20 protein-coding genes and 1 riboswitch are annotated in these 22,493 nt (G+C 36.3%); of the genes, 3 read left to right on the top strand and 17 right to left on the bottom strand.

Annotated elements, in window-relative coordinates; all coding sequences use genetic code 11:
• Positions 1–2: 2 nt before the first annotated feature.
• From metH to BBH99_RS13985, 6 genes are all read right to left on the bottom strand, one after another.
• Positions 3–2,663 carry a methionine synthase gene (gene metH / locus BBH99_RS14010; protein WP_066696856.1) on the bottom strand — a complete coding sequence of 887 codons (2,661 nt, stop codon included), beginning with the start codon at positions 2,661–2,663 and terminating at the stop codon, positions 3–5.
• A 1-nt stretch (position 2,664) separates the two neighbouring features.
• Positions 2,665–3,756: a fatty acid desaturase family protein gene (locus BBH99_RS14005; protein ID WP_066696854.1), complete on the bottom strand. Its 1,092-nt coding sequence runs from the start codon at positions 3,754–3,756 to the stop codon at positions 2,665–2,667.
• Positions 3,757–3,840: 84 nt separating this feature from the next.
• A complete protein-coding gene (locus BBH99_RS14000) occupies positions 3,841–4,851 on the bottom strand; it encodes a homocysteine S-methyltransferase family protein (RefSeq protein WP_066696852.1) in 1,011 nt (336 codons plus the stop codon).
• Positions 4,852–4,937: 86 nt separating this feature from the next.
• Positions 4,938–6,098, bottom strand: a complete 1,161-nt coding sequence (locus BBH99_RS13995) for an O-succinylhomoserine sulfhydrylase (RefSeq protein ID WP_066696850.1) — start codon at positions 6,096–6,098, stop codon at positions 4,938–4,940.
• A 127-nt stretch (positions 6,099–6,225) separates the two neighbouring features.
• The gene (locus tag BBH99_RS13990) at positions 6,226–7,764 is read right to left on the bottom strand and encodes an ACT domain-containing protein (protein WP_066696846.1); all 1,539 of its coding nucleotides are present in this window, start codon (positions 7,762–7,764) and stop codon (positions 6,226–6,228) included.
• Between the two features lie 4 nt (positions 7,765–7,768).
• Entirely contained in the window at positions 7,769–8,707 is a 939-nt protein-coding gene (locus BBH99_RS13985; protein WP_066696879.1) for an alpha/beta fold hydrolase, read from the bottom strand.
• A gap of 59 nt (positions 8,708–8,766) precedes the next feature.
• Positions 8,767–8,874: riboswitch (SAM riboswitch) on the bottom strand.
• Between the two features lie 187 nt (positions 8,875–9,061).
• Between BBH99_RS13985 and BBH99_RS13980 the strand changes: the two genes are divergently transcribed.
• Entirely contained in the window at positions 9,062–11,677 is a 2,616-nt protein-coding gene (locus BBH99_RS13980) for an MGH1-like glycoside hydrolase domain-containing protein (protein WP_066696878.1), read from the top strand.
• 191 nt (positions 11,678–11,868) lie between these two features.
• On the opposite strand, the gene BBH99_RS13975 is transcribed toward BBH99_RS13980, so the two are convergent.
• The 8 genes from BBH99_RS13975 to BBH99_RS13940 all read right to left on the bottom strand — a co-directional run bounded on the left by BBH99_RS13975 (position 11,869) and on the right by BBH99_RS13940 (position 19,141).
• The gene (locus BBH99_RS13975) at positions 11,869–12,288 is read right to left on the bottom strand and encodes an OsmC family protein (RefSeq protein ID WP_047096771.1); all 420 of its coding nucleotides are present in this window, start codon (positions 12,286–12,288) and stop codon (positions 11,869–11,871) included.
• Between the two features lie 73 nt (positions 12,289–12,361).
• The gene (locus BBH99_RS13970) at positions 12,362–13,684 is read right to left on the bottom strand and encodes a DUF58 domain-containing protein (protein ID WP_066696843.1); all 1,323 of its coding nucleotides are present in this window, start codon (positions 13,682–13,684) and stop codon (positions 12,362–12,364) included.
• Between the two features lie 67 nt (positions 13,685–13,751).
• Complete coding sequence (locus BBH99_RS13965) at positions 13,752–14,102, bottom strand: four helix bundle protein (protein WP_066696841.1); 351 nt, start codon at positions 14,100–14,102, stop codon at positions 13,752–13,754.
• A 71-nt stretch (positions 14,103–14,173) separates the two neighbouring features.
• Positions 14,174–15,205, bottom strand: a complete 1,032-nt coding sequence (locus BBH99_RS13960) for an AAA family ATPase (RefSeq protein ID WP_066696839.1) — start codon at positions 15,203–15,205, stop codon at positions 14,174–14,176.
• 65 nt (positions 15,206–15,270) lie between these two features.
• Positions 15,271–16,428, bottom strand: coding sequence for a hypothetical protein (locus tag BBH99_RS13955; RefSeq protein ID WP_066696837.1), 1,158 nt, complete (start codon positions 16,426–16,428; stop codon positions 15,271–15,273).
• A gap of 11 nt (positions 16,429–16,439) precedes the next feature.
• Positions 16,440–17,219 (bottom strand): DUF4129 domain-containing protein, encoded by a 780-nt coding sequence (locus BBH99_RS13950; protein WP_066696834.1) that lies wholly within the window; start codon positions 17,217–17,219, stop codon positions 16,440–16,442.
• Positions 17,212–18,174 carry a DUF4013 domain-containing protein gene (locus BBH99_RS13945; protein WP_066696831.1) on the bottom strand — a complete coding sequence of 321 codons (963 nt, stop codon included), beginning with the start codon at positions 18,172–18,174 and terminating at the stop codon, positions 17,212–17,214. The genes BBH99_RS13950 and BBH99_RS13945 overlap by 8 nt, the downstream gene beginning before the upstream one ends.
• On the bottom strand, positions 18,158–19,141 hold the full coding sequence (locus BBH99_RS13940; protein ID WP_066696828.1) for a stage II sporulation protein M: 984 nt from the start codon (positions 19,139–19,141) through the stop codon (positions 18,158–18,160). The genes BBH99_RS13945 and BBH99_RS13940 overlap by 17 nt, the downstream gene beginning before the upstream one ends.
• 27 nt (positions 19,142–19,168) lie before the next feature.
• Here BBH99_RS13940 and BBH99_RS13935 point away from each other — a divergent pair, with 27 nt between their 5' ends.
• Together BBH99_RS13935 and BBH99_RS13930 are read left to right on the top strand one after the other, a co-directional pair.
• On the top strand, positions 19,169–19,918 hold the full coding sequence (locus BBH99_RS13935) for an RDD family protein (RefSeq protein WP_066696825.1): 750 nt from the start codon (positions 19,169–19,171) through the stop codon (positions 19,916–19,918).
• A gap of 122 nt (positions 19,919–20,040) precedes the next feature.
• Positions 20,041–20,331, top strand: coding sequence for a GNAT family N-acetyltransferase (locus BBH99_RS13930; protein WP_066696823.1), 291 nt, complete (start codon positions 20,041–20,043; stop codon positions 20,329–20,331).
• On the opposite strand, the gene BBH99_RS13925 is transcribed toward BBH99_RS13930, so the two are convergent.
• The 3 genes from BBH99_RS13925 to BBH99_RS13915 all read right to left on the bottom strand — a co-directional run.
• A complete protein-coding gene (locus BBH99_RS13925) occupies positions 20,320–21,291 on the bottom strand; it encodes a glycosyltransferase family protein (protein WP_066696821.1) in 972 nt (323 codons plus the stop codon). The two genes, BBH99_RS13930 and BBH99_RS13925, sit on opposite strands and share 12 nt — an antisense overlap.
• The gene (locus BBH99_RS13920; protein ID WP_066696820.1) at positions 21,291–22,115 is read right to left on the bottom strand and encodes a UDP-2,3-diacylglucosamine diphosphatase; all 825 of its coding nucleotides are present in this window, start codon (positions 22,113–22,115) and stop codon (positions 21,291–21,293) included. Before BBH99_RS13920 ends, BBH99_RS13925 begins: the two co-directional genes overlap by 1 nt.
• A gap of 135 nt (positions 22,116–22,250) precedes the next feature.
• Positions 22,251–22,493, bottom strand: a 243-nt coding sequence (locus BBH99_RS13915; protein ID WP_185111084.1) for a YebC/PmpR family DNA-binding transcriptional regulator, incomplete at its 5' end; no start/stop codon positions are given.

Genomic DNA, 22,493 nt, shown 5'->3' with positions numbered 1-22,493 from the left:
TTTTAATCTGCTAAATTTGGTGACAACCATTTTTGCGCTTCCTGGATGCTACAACTTCTTCTGTCAGCATAATCCTTAAGCTGGTCTTCTGTAATTTTTCCTAATCCGAAATACTTGGCATGTGGGCTTCCGAAATAATATCCTGAAACGGATGCAGTAGGGAACATGGCTAAACTTTCGGTAAGGAAAACACCTGTATTTTCCTCTACTTTTAAAAGATCCCAAATGGTTTTCTTTTCCAGGTGGTCAGGGCAAGCCGGATATCCCGGTGCGGGACGAATTCCTTTATATTTTTCTGCGATCAGTTCTTCGTTACTTAATTCTTCCTGAACGGCATATCCCCAATATTCTGTTCTTACTTTTTTATGTAAAAATTCTGCGTAAGCTTCTGCAAAACGGTCTGCAAGGGCTTTTACCATGATGGCATTGTAATCATCGTTGGCTTTTTCATATTCTTCCGCCAATTCATCCGTTCCGAAACCTGTGGTTACACAAAATGCTCCTATGTAATCTGTTTTCCCGGAACTTTGTGGAGCAATGAAGTCACTTAATGCCAGATAATCTTTTCCTTTTGATCTTTGAGCCTGCTGTCTTAGGGTTAAAAATTTAGCCTGCTCATTGTTATTTTCATCAAAAATCAGAATATCATCGGTTTCATTGGAATTCGCTTTGAAAATTCCGAAAATGGCTTTTGCTGTTAATAACTTTTCATCCAGAATTCTATTGAGAATAACCTGTGCATCTTTGAACAGTTCTTTTGCCTGTGCTCCTACCACCTCATCTTCCAAGATATTCGGGTATTTCCCATGAAGATCCCAGCTTCTGAAGAATGGAGACCAGTCTATGAAAGGTAATAGCTCTCTAAGGTCCTGATTTTCGATTACAGTGATCCCCAAGTTGTTCGGAGTGAAGATTTCTTCGTTTTCCCAATCTATTTTAAACTTATTTTCTCTGGCTTCTTCAATAGAGACATAATCTTTATCTACTTGTCTGTTCAGGAACTTTTCTCTGAAATCTGAATAATCGTTCTTCAGTTCAGAAACATATTCTTTATTCCTGTCCCCCAGTAATGAACTTACTACGTTTACGGCTCTTGAGGCATCATTAACGTGAACAACGGCATTTTTATATTTTAAATCGATCTTCACTGCGGTATGTGCTTTTGAAGTTGTAGCACCACCGATCAACAGAGGAAAATCTAGATTCTGTCTTTCTAATTCTGATGCGATGTACACCATTTCATCCAAACTTGGAGTAATCAGTCCGCTTAATCCAATCACGTCTACTTTTTCTTCAATGGCAGTCTGGATAATTTTTTCAGCAGGAACCATCACCCCAAGGTCTACGATTTCGTAGTTGTTACAACCCAGCACTACGCTTACAATATTCTTTCCGATGTCATGAACATCTCCTTTTACGGTGGCCATCAGAATTTTCCCGTTGGCTGGCTTTGAACCGTCTTTTTCTGCTTCAATGAAAGGTTGTAGATAGGCTACCGCTTTTTTCATTACCCTTGCTGACTTTACTACCTGTGGAAGGAACATTTTTCCACTTCCAAATAAGTCTCCTACTACTCCCATACCTGTCATCAGATTGACTTCAATAACATGAAGCGGTCTTTCTGCCAATAGTCTGGCTTCTTCTACATCTTCTTCAATAAAACGATCTATTCCTTTTACTAACGCATAGGTAATTCTTTCCTGCAAAGGATTATTTCTCCATTCCAGGTCTTCAGTCTTTTCTTTTTTGACTGATTTATGTTTTTCGGAATAATCCAGAAGTCTTTCTGTAGCATCTTCTCTTCTGTCAAGGATTACATCTTCTACAAGCTCCAGCAATTCTTTATTGATCTCATCATAAACTTCCAGCATTGCAGGGTTTACAATACCGATATTCATTCCCGCCTGAATGGCATGGTAAAGGAATACGGAATGCATGGCTTCTCTTACGGTATCATTTCCACGGAATGAGAAGGAAACATTGCTTACTCCACCACTTACGGATGCGTAAGGAAGATTTTGTCTTACCCAACGTGTAGCTTCAATAAAATCGATGGCATTTCTTCTGTGTTCATCCATTCCTGTAGCTACCGGGAAGATATTTAAGTCGAAAATGATATCTTCTGCCGGGAATCCGATCTGATTCACCAAAATGTCATAAGACCGTTTTGAAATTTCAATTCTTCGTTCAAGATTGTCTGCCTGGCCTACCTCATCAAATGCCATTACAATCACTGCAGCCCCATATCTTTTAATGGCTTTGGCGTGTTTGATAAATTCTTCTTCTCCTTCTTTTAAGCTGATGGAGTTTACCACACATTTCCCTTGTGCCACCTGAAGACCTGCTTCCAGAATTTCCCATTTGGAAGAGTCTATCATAATCGGGATTCTTGCAATATCCGGTTCTGAAGCAATTAAGTTCAGAAATTTAATCATTGATGCTTTTCCATCTATCAAACCATCATCAAAGTTAACATCCAGAATCTGGGCACCTCCTTCTACCTGATGGCGGGCAATATCTAATGCTTCTGAGAATTTCTCCTCTTTAATTAGTCTTAAAAATTTTTTGGAACCGGCAACATTGGTTCTTTCACCAACGTTGATGAAATTACTTTCCGGCGTTATGATAAGAGGCTCAAGGCCTGATAATCTTAAATATTTCATTTTATTCTTCTAAAATATAGTAGGCATTATTAGCATTCTGCCTTAATAAATCCCTGTGCTTGCCTAAAGCGGTGAACAGTGGAAATCTTTTGTATGCCAAGCCATGTTCTTTAGCAAATTCTTCTATCTCTTCCGTGATCTCATTGTAATACATATAACTGTAATTGGGAAAAAGGTGATGAGCCACATGGAAATTAAAATTCCCCAGTACATTTCTTACCAACCAGTTATTTTCTTTTAAATCATTGGTTACTTCCAACTGATGACGAAGCCAGCTAAATGGAAGTCCATTATCTTTGTTCAATCTTGGAAAGGCATTATCAGGAAGCGGATGTAAAGGCAATAAAACAAACAGGGCAAAAATGCTTGCTGCAATCACCTGTAAAAACCAAGCTCCTAAAGCCAACCCGATTGATACTTTAAAGAACACAACAGGAACCACGATCTGATAAAAAAAGTAAAACAACTTATAAGTCACCATTTTCACTTTTTCAACAACGGGTATTCTTCCCTGAGTTTTCAAAATCACTCTTTCCTTGTCAAAGAAGTCTCTAAAATCTCTTATGAACATCCAATTGAACAAATACAACGGATATACTAAAAAGAAAAACCTGTGCTGATACTTCTGTATTCCTTTTGCCTTAATCCAAGGCACTATTAATAATAAACCACTCTGCTCAATATCGGTATCCCAGCCATCCACATTCGGATAGGCATGATGGCTTGCGATATGTCTTTTCTTCCAGATATAGGAATTGGCTCCTATGAAATCAAAAATGTGCAATACCGCTCCATTCAGTCTTTTACTTTTAAAGATGTTGTTATGAGCGGCTTCATGAATGAGATTTAAATAAATTAAAACCAAAGAAATTCCCATTAAAATAAAACTCAGGATATACACCCAATGTTTTTCTGCATTAAAGACTGCGAAGAAGTATAGACCTATATAGATCAATGGGAGAATCACCGCTTTGATCTGAATATAAATATCCCTGTTTTCAGAAATAGCTTCTACCCGTTGGTTCACTTTCTTTCTCAGTTCATTAAATAACCTGGCATCGTCTGAATCTTTTAAGTAACTTGGCTTTTCCATTATAATTAAATTTTGTGGTTTACTTAAAGATAATATTTATAACCCAGCCTTCATTCTTGATTTTAATTAAAAAAATCTATCTAATCACACAAATTCCTTCAATTTTCTTGGTTCATACTTTTCTACCAGCTCCGCAATCGCCCTGATATGTTCAGGTGTAGTCCCACAACATCCACCGATAATATTGATCAATCCTTTTTCTGCATATTCTTTAATCTGCCTTGCCATATCTTCCGGTGTTTCATCATATTTTCCGAAGGCATTCGGTAAGCCGGCATTCGGGTAAGCTGAAACGTAGAATTCTGAATTATGAGCCAGTGTTTCCAGATAAGGGGTTAGCTGATCTGCTCCTAAGGCGCAGTTAAAACCAACACTTAACAAATTCAGATGGGAAACGGAGATCAGGAAGGCTTCCGCGGTCTGCCCGCTTAATGTTCTTCCTGAAGCATCAGTGATGGTTCCTGAAACCATGATCGGAATTTTAATTCCTCTTTCTTCCTGAAGTTCATCAATGGCGAATAAAGCTGCTTTCGCATTCAGAGTATCAAAGATGGTTTCTACCAGAAGAATATCTGAACCTCCGTCTAATAAAGCTTCACATTGTTGTTTGTAAGCAACTCTCAGTTCTTCAAAAGTAATCGCTCTGTATCCGGGATCATTCACATCCGGGCTTAAACTTGCCGTTCTGTTGGTTGGGCCAATAGATCCTGCTACAAATCTCGGTTTATCCGGATTTTTTGCGGTGTATTCATCACAGGCTTTTCTGGCGATTTTTGCAGACTCATAGTTTAGCTCATACACCAGTTCCTCCATGTGATAATCAGCCATTGCAATGGTAGTTCCGGAGAAGGTATTGGTTTCAATAATATCGGCTCCTGCTTCCAGGTATTTCTTGTGAACTTCTTCTATGGCTTGAGGCTGTGTCAAAGAAAGCAGGTCATTGTTTCCTTTTACAGGGTGTTCCCAGTCTTTGAAACGCTCGCCACGGTAATCCTCTTCTTCAAACTTATAGCGCTGAAGCATGGTTCCCATAGCGCCATCCAGGATGAGGATGCGTTCTTTGAGGGCTTTGTTTAGTGATTCTATATTTGTCATCTCTTTTATAGTTGTTGAGTGAGACTGATACTTGATAGGACTTCGTTCTATCTTTGGTTAAATCGCCCCGTTGGGGCTCTTTGGGGTTAATCTAAGGCTTGTTTCAGGTCTGCGATGATGTCGTCTACATTTTCTAAGCCTACTGAACAACGAACTAATCCTGCTGTAATTCCTACTTCGTTTCTTTCTTCGTCTGACAGTTTAGAGTGCGTTGTAGATGCCGGGTGGGTTACGATCGTTCTTGTATCTCCTAAGTTTGCGGAAAGTGAACACATCTGGATCTTATCTAAGAAGCTTCTTCCGCCTTCTATTCCGCCTTTTATTTCAAAAGCGACGATGTTTCCACCAAGCTTCATCTGTTTTTTGGCTACTCCATAGTTTGGATGAGATTTCAGAAACGGATATTTTACCAGTTCCACATTAGGATGACTTTCTAAAAACTCTGCTACCTTCAATGCATTTTCACAGTGTTTTTCAACGCGGATTGCCAATGTCTCCAGACTTTTCGATAATACCCATGCATTAAAAGGAGACAATGCTGGTCCTGTATTTCTTGCAAAAAGATAGATTTCTCTGATTAAGTCTTCTTTTCCTACTGCGATTCCGCCTAATACTCTTCCCTGTCCGTCAATTAACTTTGTTGCAGAATGTACAACAACATCCGCACCATATTTGATCGGCTGCTGGAGATAAGTTGTTGCAAAACAGTTATCTACAATAAAGATCAGATTATGTTTTTTAGCAATCTGTCCGAAAAACTCCAGATCCAGGATTTCAATTGCCGGATTGGTAGGGGTTTCCAGATATAAAATCTTTGTATTTGGTTTTATATATTGTTCTACGTTCTCAGCATCTTCTGCTTTGAAGTAGGTAGTTTCAATATTCCACTTCGGGAAATACTTTGTGAATAAAGTGTGAGTGGATCCGAAAACTGACTGACAGCTTACGATATGATCTCCTGCACTTAGCAAAGCAGCAAATGTAGAATAGATGGCAGCCATTCCTGTTGCAAAGGCATATCCTGCTTCTGCACCTTCCATTTTTGCGATCTTTTCAGTAAACTCAGATACATTCGGGTTAGAGAAACGGCTGTACAGATTCTTAGGCTTTTCTTCAGCAAAACTTGCTCTCATATCTTCAGCATCCTGAAAAATAAAACTGGAGGTAAGATATAATGGTGTAGAGTGTTCATCAAACTGAGATCTCTCCGTTTGGGTTCTTATTGCTGATGTTTCGAAATTTTCCATATAGTTTTAATTTGTCAATTTACCAATGTATCAATCTAACAGTGTAACAATGAAATTCTTCGCTTTGCTCAGAATGACAATAACCAACATTGGTAAACTATTACATTGCTAGATTGTTACATTAATTTTATTTTGTTTCACTTAGTCTTAAAATATCTCCGAATACGCCTCTTGCTGTTACCTGTGCTCCGGCTCCGGCTCCCATAATTACGATTGGATTTTCGCCGTAACTTTCTGTATAGATCTCAAAGATGGAGTCTGAACCTTTCAGCTGTCCTAATGCTGAACTTCCTGGTACGGAAACTAATTTTACATCCAGTTGTCCTTTTTCTTCCTGTAGATTTCCATGAAGATCTCCTACGTAACGTAATACATGGCCCGGCTCCTGGCTTTCTTTGATCTTCTGGTATTCTTCATCCAGTTCGTCTAATCTTGAAAGGAATTCAGATTTTGAAACTGATAATAAATTTTCCGGAACCAGGTTTTGGATGTTGATATCTTCAAACTCATTGATCAGGTCTAATTCTCTAGCTAAAATCAATAGTTTTCTTGCCACGTCATTTCCTGAAAGATCTTCTCTTGGGTCCGGTTCTGTGTATCCTTTTTCTAGAGCTTCGTTGATAATTGTGGAAAACTTATCATCTCTAAGAGAGAAGTTGTTGAAAACATAGCTTAATGTTCCGGAGAATACTCCTTTAATTCTTGTGATATTTTCTCCTGAAAGGTGTAATAATTTGATGGTATCAATTAATGGAAGGCCTGCACCAACATTGGTTTCATATAAATAACGTCTGTTATTTTTGCTCAACGTATATCTTAGTTTTCTATATTCTTCTATGGGAAGAGTGTTGAAAATTTTGTTGGAAGAAACCAGATCAAATCCGTTTTCTGCTAAGGCATGGTAGTTTTTCACAAAATCTTTGCTTGCTGTGTTGTCTACCACAATCAGGTTTTCCAATTGATTTTCATTTGAGAAATTGATTAGCTCTTCAACATTGGATGGCTGCTCTGCTGTTAAAACTTCATCAGTCCAATTTGTATCAAATCCTTTCTTATTGAATGCTATTTTCTTTGAATTGGCTACAGCAACTATTTTAAGGTCTATTTTTTTACGTCTTTTAATTTCTTCTGAAGATTCAAGAACCTGCTCGATTAATGTTTTCCCTACATTTCCATGACCGATGATAGCCAGATGAACAGTCTTCGGCTTTTTGAAAATTTCAGATTCTATAATGTTTCTTGTTTTTTCATCCTGCGAAGAAGTGACTACGATATTTACTCTGTTTTCACCGGCAACCTGGTTTAAAAGCAATGGGAATACATTGTTTCTCGCCAGCTCTGCAAAGATCTTATTGGGATCTTCTGCTACAAAACCAATCACAGAAACATTGTTGATACTATATATTTGAGATACTTTTCCTGATTTTCTTTCTGCTTCAAATTCATCAATAAGACAAGCTACCGCTTTCTCTGCATCGTTTTCATGAACTAGAATAGAAATTCCGTTTTCTATAGCTTGCTGAGAGATTACTCCCACACTGATACGCGCTAAAGTAAGCGCTTTAAAAATTCGTCCATCAATCCCGATTTCTCCCAGAAAATCTTCTCCTTCAAATTTGACAATTGATCTGTTCTTTAAAAATTTTATTTCATTAGCATTCTTCATGACTCTATAAAATGTTTTTTATGATATTATTTAATTGTTGATATTCCATTAGGAAGGCATCATGCCCGTGTATAGATTGGATCTCGTGATAAGAGATATTCTCCTTTTTCTTTTTCAGCTTTTCAAAACACATTCGGATTTCAGAAGCCGGGAAGAATAAATCTGTATCTACGGAGATCATGTGCATTCGTGCTTCTATCCTCTCCAGAGCTGTTTCATCAGCATTTATATTCATCAGCAGATGATTCATCAGCTTATAGGCTTTTAAACTAAACCTTTCGTTTAGTGCATTACCGTGATAAATCAGCCAATCTTCTGATTCCAGGCGTTGTTTATCCTGATTGTATCGAGTTTGAAATCTGTTGTTAAGTGATTCCGGAGTTCTATAGCACAACATGGCATGGATTCTCGCTTTTTGTAATGGTTCCTCTTTATCATTCAATAAAAATTTCTGAACCAGACACTGTGCATGAAGCCAATCGTGTGTTCTGTAATCACAGGCTATGGGAATAAAAATTTCTGTCAGTTTAGGTTGTTTTGCTAACATTTCCCATGCAATTCCTCCTCCGAGAGAGCCTCCAATAATGGCGTATAAATTTGTAATATGTAAAGCTTCCAATCCTTTCAGAAATATATTGGCAATATCTGAAGGGGTGAAATTTTCATAGTCATCAATTAAAAAATGATCGTATCCGTTTCCGGGAATGTTGAAACACAGAACGGTGTATTTATTCGTATCTACAATCTGATTTTCGCCTACCAATTGTTTCCACCAGCCTTTTTCTCCGGACACATTTGAATTTCCGGTAAGGGCATGATTGATTAGAATGACAGGTGCTGTAAACAGGTCTTTCCCGAAAAGCTCATAACTCAACGGGATATTGTATTCCTTTTGGGAATTGGTTTGATACGAAAGATTAATATAGTTTAGTTCTGTTTTCAATTCTATTAAATTTAATACAATTGAAAATGCCACAAGAAATGGCTGAAAAGAACTTCAGTAAGTTATCTGTCCAAAATAATTTTGGTAGAACGTAGCACCTTCTTTGCTTGCACAAAGGGTTGCTAAGGTTTCATAGGGTCTAATCCCTCAACCTTTCTTGATAACATTTTCAATATTTGAATGAACGAATGGTGCAAAGGTATTACTTTTCTTTTAAAATCAAAAAAAAATTAATTTAATATTTAAAAAAGTCCTTAAATACAAGTATTTCAAAGGCATATTAATTATTATTCAGATAAAATGAATTGGAATTATTTTGCAAAAAAACTAACTTCGTATTGAAAAATGATGATTATGATCGCCGAAAAAGAAAGATTACAAGATACCAAATGGAAAAACTGGGGACCTTATGTAAGCAACCGGCAATGGGGAAATGTACGGGAAGATTATAGCCCGGACGGGAATGCATGGAATTATACCAATCATAATAATGCGGAAAGTTATGCTTACCGTTGGGGCGAAGAAGGGATCGCAGGAATTTCCGATGTAAAGCAACTGTTCTGCTTTGCCCTTTCGTTCTGGAATAAAAGGGATAAAATTGTTAAAGAGCGTTTCTTTGGTCTGAGCAACCCTCAGGGAAACCACGGTGAAGACATCAAGGAAATTTTCTATTATCTGGATAATACGCCTACTCATAGTTATATGAAAATGGTATACAAATATCCGATCAATGAGTTTCCCTACGATGAACTTGTTGCCGTAAACGGAAGTCGAAGTAAGCAAGAACCGGAATATGAGATCTTTGATACCGGGATTTTTGATAATGACGCCTATTTTGATATTTTCATTGAATACTGTAAAGCAGACCACAATGATATTCTGGTTAGAGTAACCGTTTGTAACCGAAGCCAGCAGGATGCACCAATAGTAGTTGCACCCACAGCATGGTTCAGAAACAACTGGAAATGGGGGTACAACACCTATAAAGCTGACATGCATGCTTCATATGATGGAAGCATTAATATTGAACACGACAGTATTTCGATCAAGAAGTTTTATTCCAGAAAAGATAATACGCAAAGGGTATTCTGTGAAAATGAAACCAATACGCCCAAACTATATGGAGCTCCACAAGCAGAAAACACTTATTTTAAGGATGGAATCAATGATTTTATCATCCATCGCAGCAATACGGTAAATCCTGAGAACAGAGGAACAAAAGCTTCTTTCTTGATTGATGAAGTCATTGCTGCCGGACAATCTGAAACATTTGAATTCAGACTTTGTCCTGAAGCAACCGCTGAACCTTTTGAGAATTTTGATGAGATCTTTACCACCAGACAAGCGGAAGCAGAGGAGTTTTATAATGATGTTCAAAACGATACAACAGATGAAGATGAAAGGAATGTTCAAAGGCAGGCTTTTGCTGGACTTCTTTGGAATAAGCAGTTTTATCATTACAATATCGGAAAATGGCTGAAAGGAGATCCAAATTTTGAAGCTCCAAGAAACTTTAATAATTATGTAAGAAATACAGAATGGAACCATCTTCACAATAAAGATATTATTTCTATGCCTGATAAATGGGAATACCCGTGGTATGCAACCTGGGATCTTGCTTTTCACTGTGTTCCTTTATCCATCATTGATGCTGAATTTGCCAAAGGACAGCTTTTACTTCTAACAAAGGAATGGTATATGCACCCTAATGGGCAGCTGCCAGCCTATGAATGGAATATGAGTGATGTAAATCCGCCTGTACATGCATGGTCTTGCTTCAGAGTTTTTAAAATTGATGAAAAGAATAACGGAAAACCTGATTTATTATTCCTTGAAAAAGTCTTCCAAAAGCTGCTTCTGAATTTCACCTGGTGGGTTAACAGAAAGGATAAAAACGGAAAGAATATCTTCGGAGGCGGTTTCCTTGGATTGGATAATATCGGAGCTTTTGACCGAAATATGGTTTTAGAGGATGGGCAACATCTGGAGCAGGCAGACGGAACAAGCTGGATGGCAATGTACGCCCTGAATATGATGCGAATTGCCATGGAACTTGCCCAATATTATCAGGTATATGAAGATATGGCCATCAAGTTCTTTGAACATTATCTCTATATCGCAGAAGCTATGGAAAATCTGGGTGAAGGAACAAAAGGCCTATGGAATGAGGAAGACGGATTTTTCTATGATGTTCTCCAACTTGGAAACGGAAACAGTGTTTCTTTACGCCTGAGAAGTATTGTAGGATTAATTCCTCTTTTTGCTGTAGAAATTGTAGATCACCGCCTGCTGGAAAAGATGCCGAATTTCAAAACCCGAATGGAATGGATTTTAAAGAATAAACCTGAACTTACCAAACTGGTTTCTCATTGGGATGAGGAAGGACAAGGCAGAAAACACCTGATGAGTATCCTCCGTAAAAACAGGCTGACCAAAGTATTAACAAGAATGCTTGATGAAAAAGAGTTTTTAAGCACTTATGGTATCCGGGCTATGTCTAAGGTATATGAGGAAAATCCGTTTGTATTTTCTGTTCATGGCCATGAAAATGTAGTGTATTATACTCCTGCAGAAAGTGATAGTAGGATGTTTGGCGGAAACAGTAACTGGCGCGGGCCAATCTGGTTTCCTATCAACTTCCTGATTGTGGAAAGTTTACAACGTTTTCATTATTATTACGGAAACAGTCTGAAAGTAGAATTTCCAACGGGAAGCGGTGATAAGAAAAACCTTGATGAAGTGGCTCAGAATATCAGTAAAAGGCTTTGTTCTATTTTCTTAAAGGATGAACATGGGCAACGTGCCTTCAATGGTGGAAACCCAAAGTTCAACTATGATGAACATTTCAGAGATTATATTACTTTCTTTGAATATTTCCATGGAGATAACGGGCGTGGTGTAGGAGCTTCTCACCAGACGGGCTGGACGGCTACTGTGGCGAAACTGATAAAACCAAGACTTACCTTTTAATGAGTAATGAGTAATAGATAATGAGTAATGAATAATAAAAACCGGATGTTCTATCCGGTTTTATTTTTTGTACACTAACTTTTTTGCCACAAACACACGAATAATTTTATTTCTATAAAAATCTATGTACAATGGAAACATTCATAAATTCGTAGCAACAAAAATGAGGCTTTTAAGCCTCATATATAATTTTAAATTTTTTCTCCGTTAACAAATACTTCGTATCCTATTTCTACGTTGGGTTCTAACGTTTTGGATACGGAACAATATTTTTCAAAAGACAATTCGGCTGCTTTCAAAGCTTTCTTAGGATCAATTTCTCCTTCTAAAAGAAATTTTACTTTAATAGATTTAAAAGGTTTTGCATCATCTACCTGAACTCTCTCCCCTTCTACTTCTGCCTGAAAGCTTTTAATTTCCTGACGCTGCTTCTTTAAAATAGAAACTACATCTATTCCGCTGCATCCTGCTACTGCCATCAAGACACTTTCCATTGGAGAAACTCCTTTAGCTCCCGGCTGTGAAGTATTGTCTAAAAGGATGGAATTACCCTGTCCGTTTGTACATTCAAATAAAAAGTCGTCGTTGATTCTATTAAGTGTTATTTTCATTATTGCTTATTGCTTATTGCTTATTGCTTATTGCTTATTGCTTATTGCTTATTGCTTATTGCTTATTGCAAAATTATAAAATTCCTCTGGCTTTTATCTCCAAATATTTATTGATAACGTCGATATTCAAATTCTCAGGAAGGGTATATACTGTATAAATTCCATATTTACGGAGTTCCTGGATAATCAGTTTCTTTTCAAATTCAAATTTCTCAGCGACAATTTCATCATAAATTTCCTGCATATTTTCCGGATTCTTATGAATTAATGTCTGTAGTTCTGAGTTTTTAAAGAATACTACAACCAACAAATGATTCTTGGCTATTCCGCGAAGGTATTTTAACTGACGGTTTAATCCGTCTAACGTTTCAAAATTGGTAAATAACAGGATCAGGCTTCGTTGGTTAATGGAATATTTTACATCCTGATATAATCGGTTGAAATCACTTTCAAAGAAGTCTGTTTTAATGTTATAAAGTGCTTCTGAGATTTTCTTAAGCTGTCCGGATTTGTTCTCGGCTGCAATTTTATTTTCTGCTTTTTTGGAGAAAGTCATCATTCCTGCCCTATCCCCTTTTCTTAAGATAATATGAGACAATGCCATGGTTGCATTGATGGAATAATCCAAAAGACTCAGCCCTTTAAAAGGCATCTTCATGGTTCGTCCTTTATCAATCAGCATAAAAATACGCTGTGACTTTTCATCCTGGAATTGGTTTACCATCAAACGATTGGCCTTGGAAGTAGCTTTCCAGTTAATCGTTCTGATATCATCTCCGGGAACATAGTCCTTAATCTGTTCAAATTCCATGGTATGCCCCAGCTTTCTTACCTTTTTGATTCCGCCCAACAGAAATTCACTCTGTAAAGCCATCAGCTCATACTTTCTGAGGTGGATAAAAGACGGATAAGACGGCAACATCGCATCTTTCTGAAAACTGAATCTTTTTGCAACAAACCCTAACGGTGATGACACATAAATATTCAAACCTCCGAAATGGTATTCTCCTCTTTCTTTAGGCTCTAAACTGTATTGAAAGAAAGTATTGGAGCCCGCATGAATAAACTTTTCAATTAAAAAATCTCTTTTCTGAAACTGAAACGGTATCTCATCAATGATCTTCGTTGTGATCTTAAAGCTGTAATTATTTTTAATATCAATCTTTACAAAATTCTCATCACCATTGGACAGTTTTTCCGGTAATATTCTTTGTGCCTGTATTCCGTTTTTCTGATTAAAAATCAACAAATAATCTACCATTGCAGCAAGAAAACAGACCAACAGTGCAATGTGGCCTATCCACATCAACACCGGAAAGAAAAATGCCAGCACATACAGTATCCCCACTCCAATGAGTGTAAAGAAGAAACGGGTATTGATGTATAAGTTTTTCATTGTTTAGGTTGCAGGTTGTAGATTATAGGTTTTAGGTAGGTTCTTATTCACTTTATGTACATCATTATTATTGCAGGGAGTTAATTAAGCCATTCAACATTTTGGCTATTTCAATAATTTCCTGATTTAATTTTAAATAATCTTCTTCATTTAAAAATTTGAGATTTTTTGAAATTATTAGTTGTGTTTCAACTTCTGCACAACTTCCTCTTGATATTTTTAAAAATTGTAGATAATCCGGTTTACTTCTTCTTGAGTTTCCCTCGGCAATATTGGATGGTATAGAAACGGCAGCTCTTCTAATTTGTGATATTAATCCATAGATTTCATCCTTAGGAAACGTTTCTTTAGTTCTGTAAATTTCAGTAACAAAATCAATGGATTTCTGCCAAACTAAAAGCTCTTTAAAATTTGCCATGTATAGTATTTCGTACTTTAATTAAAACTTTATACTCTATCTACTGCCACCTGCTACCTATCATCTGCTACCTATCTTGGAATTTCTATTCCCTCTAAGATTTGACGGATAATTTCATCTGCAGTAAGACCTTCCATCTCTCTTTCAGGAGAAACAATTACTCTGTGTCTTAAAACTGCATAACTTGCTTCTTTAATATCTTCAGGAGTCACAAAATCTCTTCCTCTTAATGCCGCAAAAGCTTTGGAAGCAGTAAGAAGTGCCAGTGAAGCTCTTGGAGAAGCTCCCAGATATAAGAATTGATTTTCTCTGGTATTGATGATGATCTTAGCGATATATTCCATCAGTTGTGCTTCCACAATGATTTCTTTAACCAAATGCTGGTAGCCTTTGAGCTGTTCTGCCGTAATAACACGGTTTATCCCTTCTGTTTTATCTTCTTTTTTACTTTCGTGCTGATTTTTAATGATCGCGATTTCCTGTTCAAGATTTGGATAGCCTACATTAATTTTAAACAAGAAACGATCTAACTGTGCTTCAGGAAGCCTGTATGTTCCTTCATGTTCTATTGGATTTTGGGTAGCTACCACAAGGAAAGGCTCTTCCATTGTATAGCGGGTACCATCCATCGTAATCTGCCTTTCTTCCATGACTTCAAATAATGCAGCCTGAGTTTTTGCTGGTGATCTGTTGATCTCATCAATTAATATAAAGTTGGAGAAGATAGGCCCTTTTTTAAATTCAAACTCAGAGTTTTTCACACTGAAAACTGAAGTTCCCAGGATATCGGAAGGCATTAGATCTGGTGTAAACTGAATTCTGCTGAAACCTACATCAATGGTTTTAGCTAATAGCTTTGCAGTAATTGTTTTTGCCACTCCGGGAACACCTTCAATCAGAACATGGCCGTTTGAAAGTAGTGCTGCCAGAAGGTGTTCTATCATGTTCTCCTGTCCTACAATTACTTTTCCTATTTCTGCTTTTACTTTATCTAAGCTCGCACGAAGTTCTATCATATCAATTCTTGACTGGAACTGTTCTTCGTTTTTATTCAGATTGATAGAGGGCTGGTTTTCTATCTTTGGATTATCAAGATTTTCCATAATTTTTATTTTTGGGTTTGATAGGACTTCGTTCTATCTTTGGCTAAATCGTCCCGTTGGGACTCTTATTTTAATATCTCGTCTAATAATTTATTGATTCTTGCCAGGTCTTCTTTCATTACACTGGCATATGGGTCCTGTGCTCTTTTAATAAGGCTGATTGCCTCGTTAATCATCTCCATAGGTTTCCCGGTTTTCATCTGGAGTTTCTTGGCAAATTCCTCATCTATATTTTGGGTATCAATCAGAAGATCCAATCTTACTTTATTCAGGAAGTATTGGGCTTTTTTGGCCATCATATCATGAAAATCACCTTCCTGAAGATAAAGATTTCCGATGCTTTTCACAAAATCCAGTGATGTATTCCTCAAAGGTTCTATCACAGGCACAATTCTCTGTTTTCTTTTTGCGTTAAAGAAAATGAAAAGGATGAGCCCACCTAAGAATACCCACCATGCATATTTCAAGGCAGGATTTCCTAATACAAATCTCATAAAGAAACGAGATGCATTGGATTTATTCTCTACAAACCAAACTGTTTCACGATCCGGAAGATAAGAGAATATATTCTGTGCATATTTTACATTTCCGGATTTCAGCAGGTAATAGTTGGTCAGGAAAAGCGGCTCACTATGAACATAAAAATTTCCTTTCCCGAATTTTACTTTGATAAAGTTAGCCTGATCTGTATTTTTCTTCTCTACCGTTTTCCCCAGTACTTCAACACCTGGTTTAATAAATGAAAAACCTCTGCCTGATGGGAATTTATCCAGCTGAATGAAATCATTCTTGTATTTTGTATCTGTAAACTTCAGTACATTCTCTTCCTCAAAAGAGATTTCCGAATCATAAAACCCGATGCTGTCTGAAACTTCTTTAGGCATACGGCTTATTACCAGCATGGCATCCGAACCTTTTGAAACCTGATCCATCACTTTTTTCCAGGATTCCGTATCAATATCAGTTTCAATAATGACAATATTATGAACGTCTTTTTTATGCTGATTATAATATTCGTAGGGAGTCTGATTGATCTTCTTCAGGTTGTTTTTAAAAAGATCTTTAGCTTCGTTATCAAAAACAAAAAGGCCAAACGGTGACTTCTGGTTGACATCAAAGTTTTTACGCCAGTCAGTCGTCTCTTTTTTATTTACTTCAAGCAACGCCAAAATAACCATCACAACGATGAAGATCACAGCATATATTCTGAAAGTCTTATTCATGGTTAATAGGATTATGGTTTAAATGCCTGATACTGATTTTTAAATTTCTGGTAACTCTGCTCATCAATATTGAATTCTCCATACCATACATAATCGAAGATATAAGACAGATCAAAAAATTCACTTTTAAGATGGGGTGTTTTTAATTCTGCCACATAATCCTTATTAGTCTTTTCAGGGTTCCAGTTAATCAGTTTTTTATCACTTAATTTTTTAAGAATGAATAAGAACTGATAACGAACTGCAGAACGATAATCTCCAGAATGTTCAAATTTTGCAATACTTTCAGGAAAGTTGATTTCATGGATATTTTCGTGAAGCTCTTCTACATTCAGATTTAGTTTTTTATTCTTTTTACCGAAAATGAAGTTCCCATCTTTTCCAAGAATGTATTTAATGATAAAATATAAAAGAAATCCTACCAGAATAATCGCAAAAAGGCGTATCAGTGCTCCTGTTGCTTTAGAAGATTTTTCAAAAACCGTTTCCCCGAAAATACTTCTGAAAATACGGTCTATTTTTCTCATCAGTTTCTCCCAGAAAGATTCTCTGGGTTTTGATACGGTATAGTCAAATTCATTTCCTTTATATCTTGACGGCACATTCTTCTTAAATTCTTTGGGATACACTGTATTTTCTGAAACCGGATTCTTTGCCAATACAGAATCTGCCCTGAGCATATTATGATAGTGCCCGGTTGTATACAATGAATCTGCCGTATAGTCATCAGCCTGAGCTTTCATAAAGCTTAGGGAGAAAACTAATACTATGAAAAAAAGAATCTTATTCATTAATCCCAATCGTGTCTATTTCTTCCAGTTCTACTTTCTGATGAAGATCTGTTCTGCTGTCATAATACATCAATCCGGCGTTCACATACAACAGATTAGACAGGAAGAATGAAAGCAGCATTGAAATTCCATAGAAGACAAAAAATGCAATTCCAAAAGCTCCTGAGAAAGGATTCTGCTCAAAATTCCCATCCGGTGTAGAGGTAAGTACCGAACCGTAGAAAAAAATCATCGGAATATAGGTTAATACGGTACTGACCATAGTCATCATAATAAACATTACAAAAGCCGCCCCCCAATATTTCCAGTAAGGAGATTTATCGCTCCCGTTAGGATAGGAAAACTGTGAACGGATAGAATAGCTTAAACTTTCCATAAACCCTCTGTTTGAATTAAAATAATCGTACATCAGAAATGTAATCACATTAAATAATGTAGGATAAACAATCATAACAAGGAAAATCCCTATAAGAACAAAGATCAGAAGATAGGAAAACCCTACTACAAACAATGATAAAGGAATTACAATAAATGTCATCCCAAGACATAGCTTTGCAATTTTCCCTATATTTTCTTTAAAATCGCTTAAAATCTCATCCGTCTTTATATTTTTTGCACCATTAGCAATTCTTTTCAGGTAAAATACCGGATAAAGATAATTAATGATAGCAAGGATCATAAAAAGCAAAAATATAACAACTCCCACACCAATCAGCATTCCGGAATTTTCTGAGAAATACCGTTCAAAGTAATAAGTATCTCCTCCAAGATTAGATCCGAAAATCTGAGAAAAAAGTTCTTTATATCCGAAAATAAAAACTGTTACCATTAAGATCAGCAGCAAACCATTAATCAGAATGTAGTTCTTAAAATAATTCTTTCCGTATAGTTTGAAAAAGTTGAAACTGTCACTGATGAAAGTTCCAAAATCTCTTTTTTTATAAAATTGTATCATGGATGTTTTTATTAGTTTTTTTATTAACTATTGATGGGTATACAAAATAGTAAAACCCTATTATGGCCAGTGATCCTAAAATAATAATCAGGTTCAGGATAACAGGCATTTTTAAGGCATGTCTTGTAACGTATCCTTCGATAATTCCAGCACAAATGGTGAAAGGAACCGTGCTTAAAAATATTTTAAAAGAATCTTTAAACCCTTTTTTAAAAGAGTTAAATCTCGAAAAAGTTCTCGGAAATAAAATAGATGCTCCCAGAATCAATCCGCACATAGCTTCCACTACCATGGCGAATATTTCAAAGACCCCGTGAAGCCAGATGCCTCGTGCACTTTGTTTTAATGCTCCGTAATCATAGAAAAAGTATTGGAATGATCCCAGCATTACGCTATTAGACAGCAAGGCAAATAAAGTTCCTACTCCGCCGGCAATTCCATAAATATACAACTTGGCGCCTACCTGGATATTGTTGAAAATAATTCCAATGGTTGTTCCCCAGGTTGTTCCACTCTGATACACCCCAACTGCATTATTTTTTTTGATATTCTCTATGGTTTCGTTTACATAACTTTCTCCAAGAATGATATTCACAAAATCCTTATCATACATAGCAGAAAGCACTCCTATGGAAGTAAAAAGAACAAAAAACAGAAAAGCATACAGTAAATATCTCCGGTACTGATACACCAGCAGCGGCACCTCTGTTTTAAAAAAATACACCAATCTGTTTTCCTCTACTCTTTTGGTTTTATAAATCTTCTGAAAGATCTGTGAGGATAAGTGATTCAGATAAACAGTAGTATTGCTTTTAGGATAGTAAGTCTGAGCAAAAGAAAGATCGTTGATCAGGTTTATATACAACGAAGACAGGTCATCAGGATTTTTTTTTATTTTCCCATCAATAACCTGTTCTATTCCCAACCATTTTTCTTTATTTTGTTTAATGAAATAAACTTCTCTCATAATTGTAAGGCTAAAATAATAAAAATTATGTCTCAGATCGCGATAAATACCTCACAAAATGTAAATATTAACTTCAATACCGCAAGTGTTGGGGAAAGAATGCTTGCATTTATCATTGATCTTCTGATAAGGGTTGCCTATCTCGTTATTATCCTGTATTTGTTTTTCAACATTCTGGATTTGGGATACCTGCTGAACGGTCTGGATAGCTGGTCTGTAATGGCTGTTTATATTATTCTTGCTTTCCCTACATACATTTATCCTCTTGTTTTGGAAAGTTTAATGGAAGGACAAACCCCCGGAAAAAAGCTCATGAAAATCAGAGTAGTAAAGATTGATGGATATCAGGCCAGTTTTGGAGATTATTTGATCCGTTGGGTATTCAGGCTCATTGATGTTTCCTTTGCCGGAGTGGTAGGTTTAATTTCAATGATTGTTTCCAAAAACAACCAGCGTTTGGGAGATATCGCCTCTGGAACAGCTGTGATTTCTTTAAAAAATAGCATTAATATTTCCCATACCATTCTTGAAAACATCAACGAAGATTATGTTCCTTCATTTCCTCAGGTGATTGCTTTGAGTGATAATGACATGAGAATCATCAAGGATAATTATACTAAAGCTATAAAAGCAGATGACCGTCAGATTATCAGTAAACTTTCCAATAAGATTAAGAGCATTCTGAAACTGGAAATAGATCCTACAAAAATGACGGAAAGACAGTTTATTAATGTAATTATTAAAGACTATAACTATTATACCGGGAAAGACAATTAATACATTTGTCAATAGTCAATTTTGCTTTGCAAGTGAATCGTGAATAATAAGACTATTGAAACCAGTATATTTTATCAGTCCTCATAATTTTCGTATCTTTAATAACAATAAAGCCCTTCATCATGAAATTTGAAAACAACAGATCCGGAAACGGCGGAGTTCTTACTTTGAACAATGAAGTAAAAGAAGTTGGAAGATTAACCTACACCATTTTCCCGGAAGATCAAAAACTGATTATTTCTTTTGTCCTGGTACATCCTGAGTTTGAAGGAAGAGGAATGGGAAAATATTTAGTGGAAGAAGCCATCAAATTTGCCAGAGAAAATAACTGGAACGTTTATCCACATTGTTCTTATGCCAGAGCTGTAATGATGAGAATGAATGATGTGGAGGATATTTTTTTAAGGAATTAAAACTTCCTTCACCAGAATTTCTTCAATATTATCCGGGTAGTCCACTGTCAGATGATGATCCGAAGCTACCCACTCCATAATCTCCTGCAGATTTAAAACTTTGGAATTAGGAATGCCCATCTTATCAAGAGCACAGGCATTACATTCCTGCTCATATTGGTTATGAATAGGAATTACAAAGAGCTTTTTATCCATGAAAAGAGCTTCAGCAGGAGTTTCAAAACCGGCATTGCACAAAATCCCTTCACAGCCTTCAAAATATTTCAGATATTGGGTTTCATCAATAGGAAATACTTCAACATTTTTTACTTTAACCTGTACTTTACTGTATTTTGAAAACACTTTCCACTCTACCGGAATCTTCCTTAGCACCTTGATTATATTTTCATCTGCAAAACTTGGTAAATAGACAAGATAATAACCTTGTTTATAAGGATTAAGATTTCTGATCTTCCTTCGGATAACAGGTTTTTTAATCTGAGGATGATAATTTTCAAAATGAAAACCGATCTTTCTTTCGCTGGGAACATAATACTTTAAAATCATCTCACCCAGGAAATCTTTCTTTTCAGGCTTAGGGGTTTCCGGAAAACTCATGGAGGCCTGATGGCTCAATTCAATCATGGGCAGTCTTTTCAATTTTGAAGCCCAGCCTGTCAAAGGTTCATAATCATTAATGATAAGATCATATTGGGAAAGCTCTAAACCTCTTATTGTTTTTGCTGCATCAATGAATTTATTATCAGTAAACGTTTTTCGATAGGATAAACCGCCTGTTTTGTTATAAAGAAGGGAAATACCCCTGTATTGAAAATCAATAGGAAAATCAGCCTTTAACTGCGATTGATGCCCACTGATGAGCGTATCCACCGAAGCATACTTTTTGAGTATCGGAATAATCTCCTGTGCCCTGGCCACATGACCGTTTCCGGTACCCTGAAATGCATACAGAATTTTCATTAAGTAAAATTGGTTACGATTTTTAAAAGCTCGGAATTATCTATTTCATGAATTTCCTCTGCTTCATCATCTTTTAGTACATGTTTATGATCGTCATAGTAAAAGATCTTCCATTCCTTATCATGATATTCCAGTGCAGAAAGGTTTTCAATCCAGTCACCGGAATTAAGATATGTACAGGATCCTTTTTTATTAACAACCTCTCTAATCTGAGGCTGGTGAATGTGCCCACAAACTACATAATCATATTGGTTATCAATAGCCAGTTCAGAAGCTGTAAGTTCAAAGTCACCAATATACTTTACCGCTTTCTTCACATTATTTTTAATTTTTTTTGAAAATGAATATTTTTCTTTACCCATTTTCTCCAAAAACCAATTCACTACATTATTGATGATGATTAAAAGATCGTATCCTTTTCCGCCGAGTTTGGCGATCCATTTGGAATGCTGGACAGATGCATCGAAAACATCTCCGTGAAAGATCCAGGTTTTTTTCTGGTCAATAGTTAGGCAGATTTTATTACAAACTTTAAGTTTTCCCAGCTCGAAATCGGTAAACTTACGGAACATTTCATCATGATTTCCTGTAATATAATAAACATCTGTATTCTTGGTAGCCAATGAAAGGATCTTTCGGATCACTTTCAAATGAGGTTTAGGGAAGTAAGACTTTTTGAATTGCCAGATATCAATGATATCACCATTCAAAACCAAAGTTTTAGGCTGGATAGAATTGAGGTATCTCAGCAATTCCTTAGCCTTACATCCATAAGTTCCCAAATGAACATCCGATATGACAACTAACTCAACGTTTCTTTTCATCCGTATATTTTTCAGCTTTTAAATTTGCCGGACGGAACGCCTATGATTTCAAATTGAAAACACATTAAGGCGTTTCATAGTTTTTTACAAAGAAACTAATTGAAAGTTAACTGTATATGAATGCTATATTATTTTTTATAAAGAGTTCATTAGCTCTTCTGTGATTTCCATGTTGTGGTAAACGTTTTGCACATCATCATCGTCCTCGAAACGCTCAAGCATTTTCATATTTGCTTTAAACTGTTCTTCGTTTACTTCTTTAGTATTGTTTGGAATTCTTTGTAATTCTGCACTTTTTGCTTCAATTCCCAATTCGTCTAATTTGTGAGATAAAGACCCAAAATCTTCAAAAGCAGTTGTAATCATTACTTCTTCTTC

The organism is Chryseobacterium contaminans (assembly GCF_001684955.1).
Classification (GTDB): domain Bacteria; phylum Bacteroidota; class Bacteroidia; order Flavobacteriales; family Weeksellaceae; genus Chryseobacterium; species Chryseobacterium contaminans.
The sequence above is the reverse complement of the archived record's forward strand: the minus strand, read 5'-3'. Positions and strand labels throughout refer to the sequence as shown.

Coding starts and splice junctions, on each gene's coding strand:
- BBH99_RS13970 (WP_066696843.1), bottom strand. CDS start 13,684: ATGAAAAACTTATACATCAATACCCGTTTCTTCTTTACACTCATTGGA.
- BBH99_RS13990 (WP_066696846.1), bottom strand. CDS start 7,764: ATGAAGAATGCTAATGAAATAAAATTTTTAAAGAACAGATCAATTGTC.
- BBH99_RS13940 (WP_066696828.1), bottom strand. CDS start 19,141: ATGAGAGAAGTTTATTTCATTAAACAAAATAAAGAAAAATGGTTGGGA.
- BBH99_RS13995 (WP_066696850.1), bottom strand. CDS start 6,098: ATGGAAAATTTCGAAACATCAGCAATAAGAACCCAAACGGAGAGATCT.
- BBH99_RS14005 (WP_066696854.1), bottom strand. CDS start 3,756: ATGGAAAAGCCAAGTTACTTAAAAGATTCAGACGATGCCAGGTTATTT.
- BBH99_RS13920 (WP_066696820.1), bottom strand. CDS start 22,115: ATGAAAAGAAACGTTGAGTTAGTTGTCATATCGGATGTTCATTTGGGA.
- BBH99_RS13925 (WP_066696821.1), bottom strand. CDS start 21,291: ATGAAAATTCTGTATGCATTTCAGGGTACCGGAAACGGTCATGTGGCC.
- BBH99_RS13960 (WP_066696839.1), bottom strand. CDS start 15,205: ATGGAAAATCTTGATAATCCAAAGATAGAAAACCAGCCCTCTATCAAT.
- BBH99_RS13950 (WP_066696834.1), bottom strand. CDS start 17,219: ATGAATAAGATTCTTTTTTTCATAGTATTAGTTTTCTCCCTAAGCTTT.
- BBH99_RS13945 (WP_066696831.1), bottom strand. CDS start 18,174: ATGATACAATTTTATAAAAAAAGAGATTTTGGAACTTTCATCAGTGAC.
- BBH99_RS13955 (WP_066696837.1), bottom strand. CDS start 16,428: ATGAATAAGACTTTCAGAATATATGCTGTGATCTTCATCGTTGTGATG.
- BBH99_RS13980 (WP_066696878.1), top strand. CDS start 9,062: ATGATCGCCGAAAAAGAAAGATTACAAGATACCAAATGGAAAAACTGG.
- BBH99_RS13975 (WP_047096771.1), bottom strand. CDS start 12,288: ATGAAAATAACACTTAATAGAATCAACGACGACTTTTTATTTGAATGT.
- BBH99_RS13935 (WP_066696825.1), top strand. CDS start 19,169: ATGTCTCAGATCGCGATAAATACCTCACAAAATGTAAATATTAACTTC.
- BBH99_RS13930 (WP_066696823.1), top strand. CDS start 20,041: ATGAAATTTGAAAACAACAGATCCGGAAACGGCGGAGTTCTTACTTTG.
- BBH99_RS13965 (WP_066696841.1), bottom strand. CDS start 14,102: ATGGCAAATTTTAAAGAGCTTTTAGTTTGGCAGAAATCCATTGATTTT.
- BBH99_RS14000 (WP_066696852.1), bottom strand. CDS start 4,851: ATGACAAATATAGAATCACTAAACAAAGCCCTCAAAGAACGCATCCTC.
- metH (WP_066696856.1), bottom strand. CDS start 2,663: ATGAAATATTTAAGATTATCAGGCCTTGAGCCTCTTATCATAACGCCG.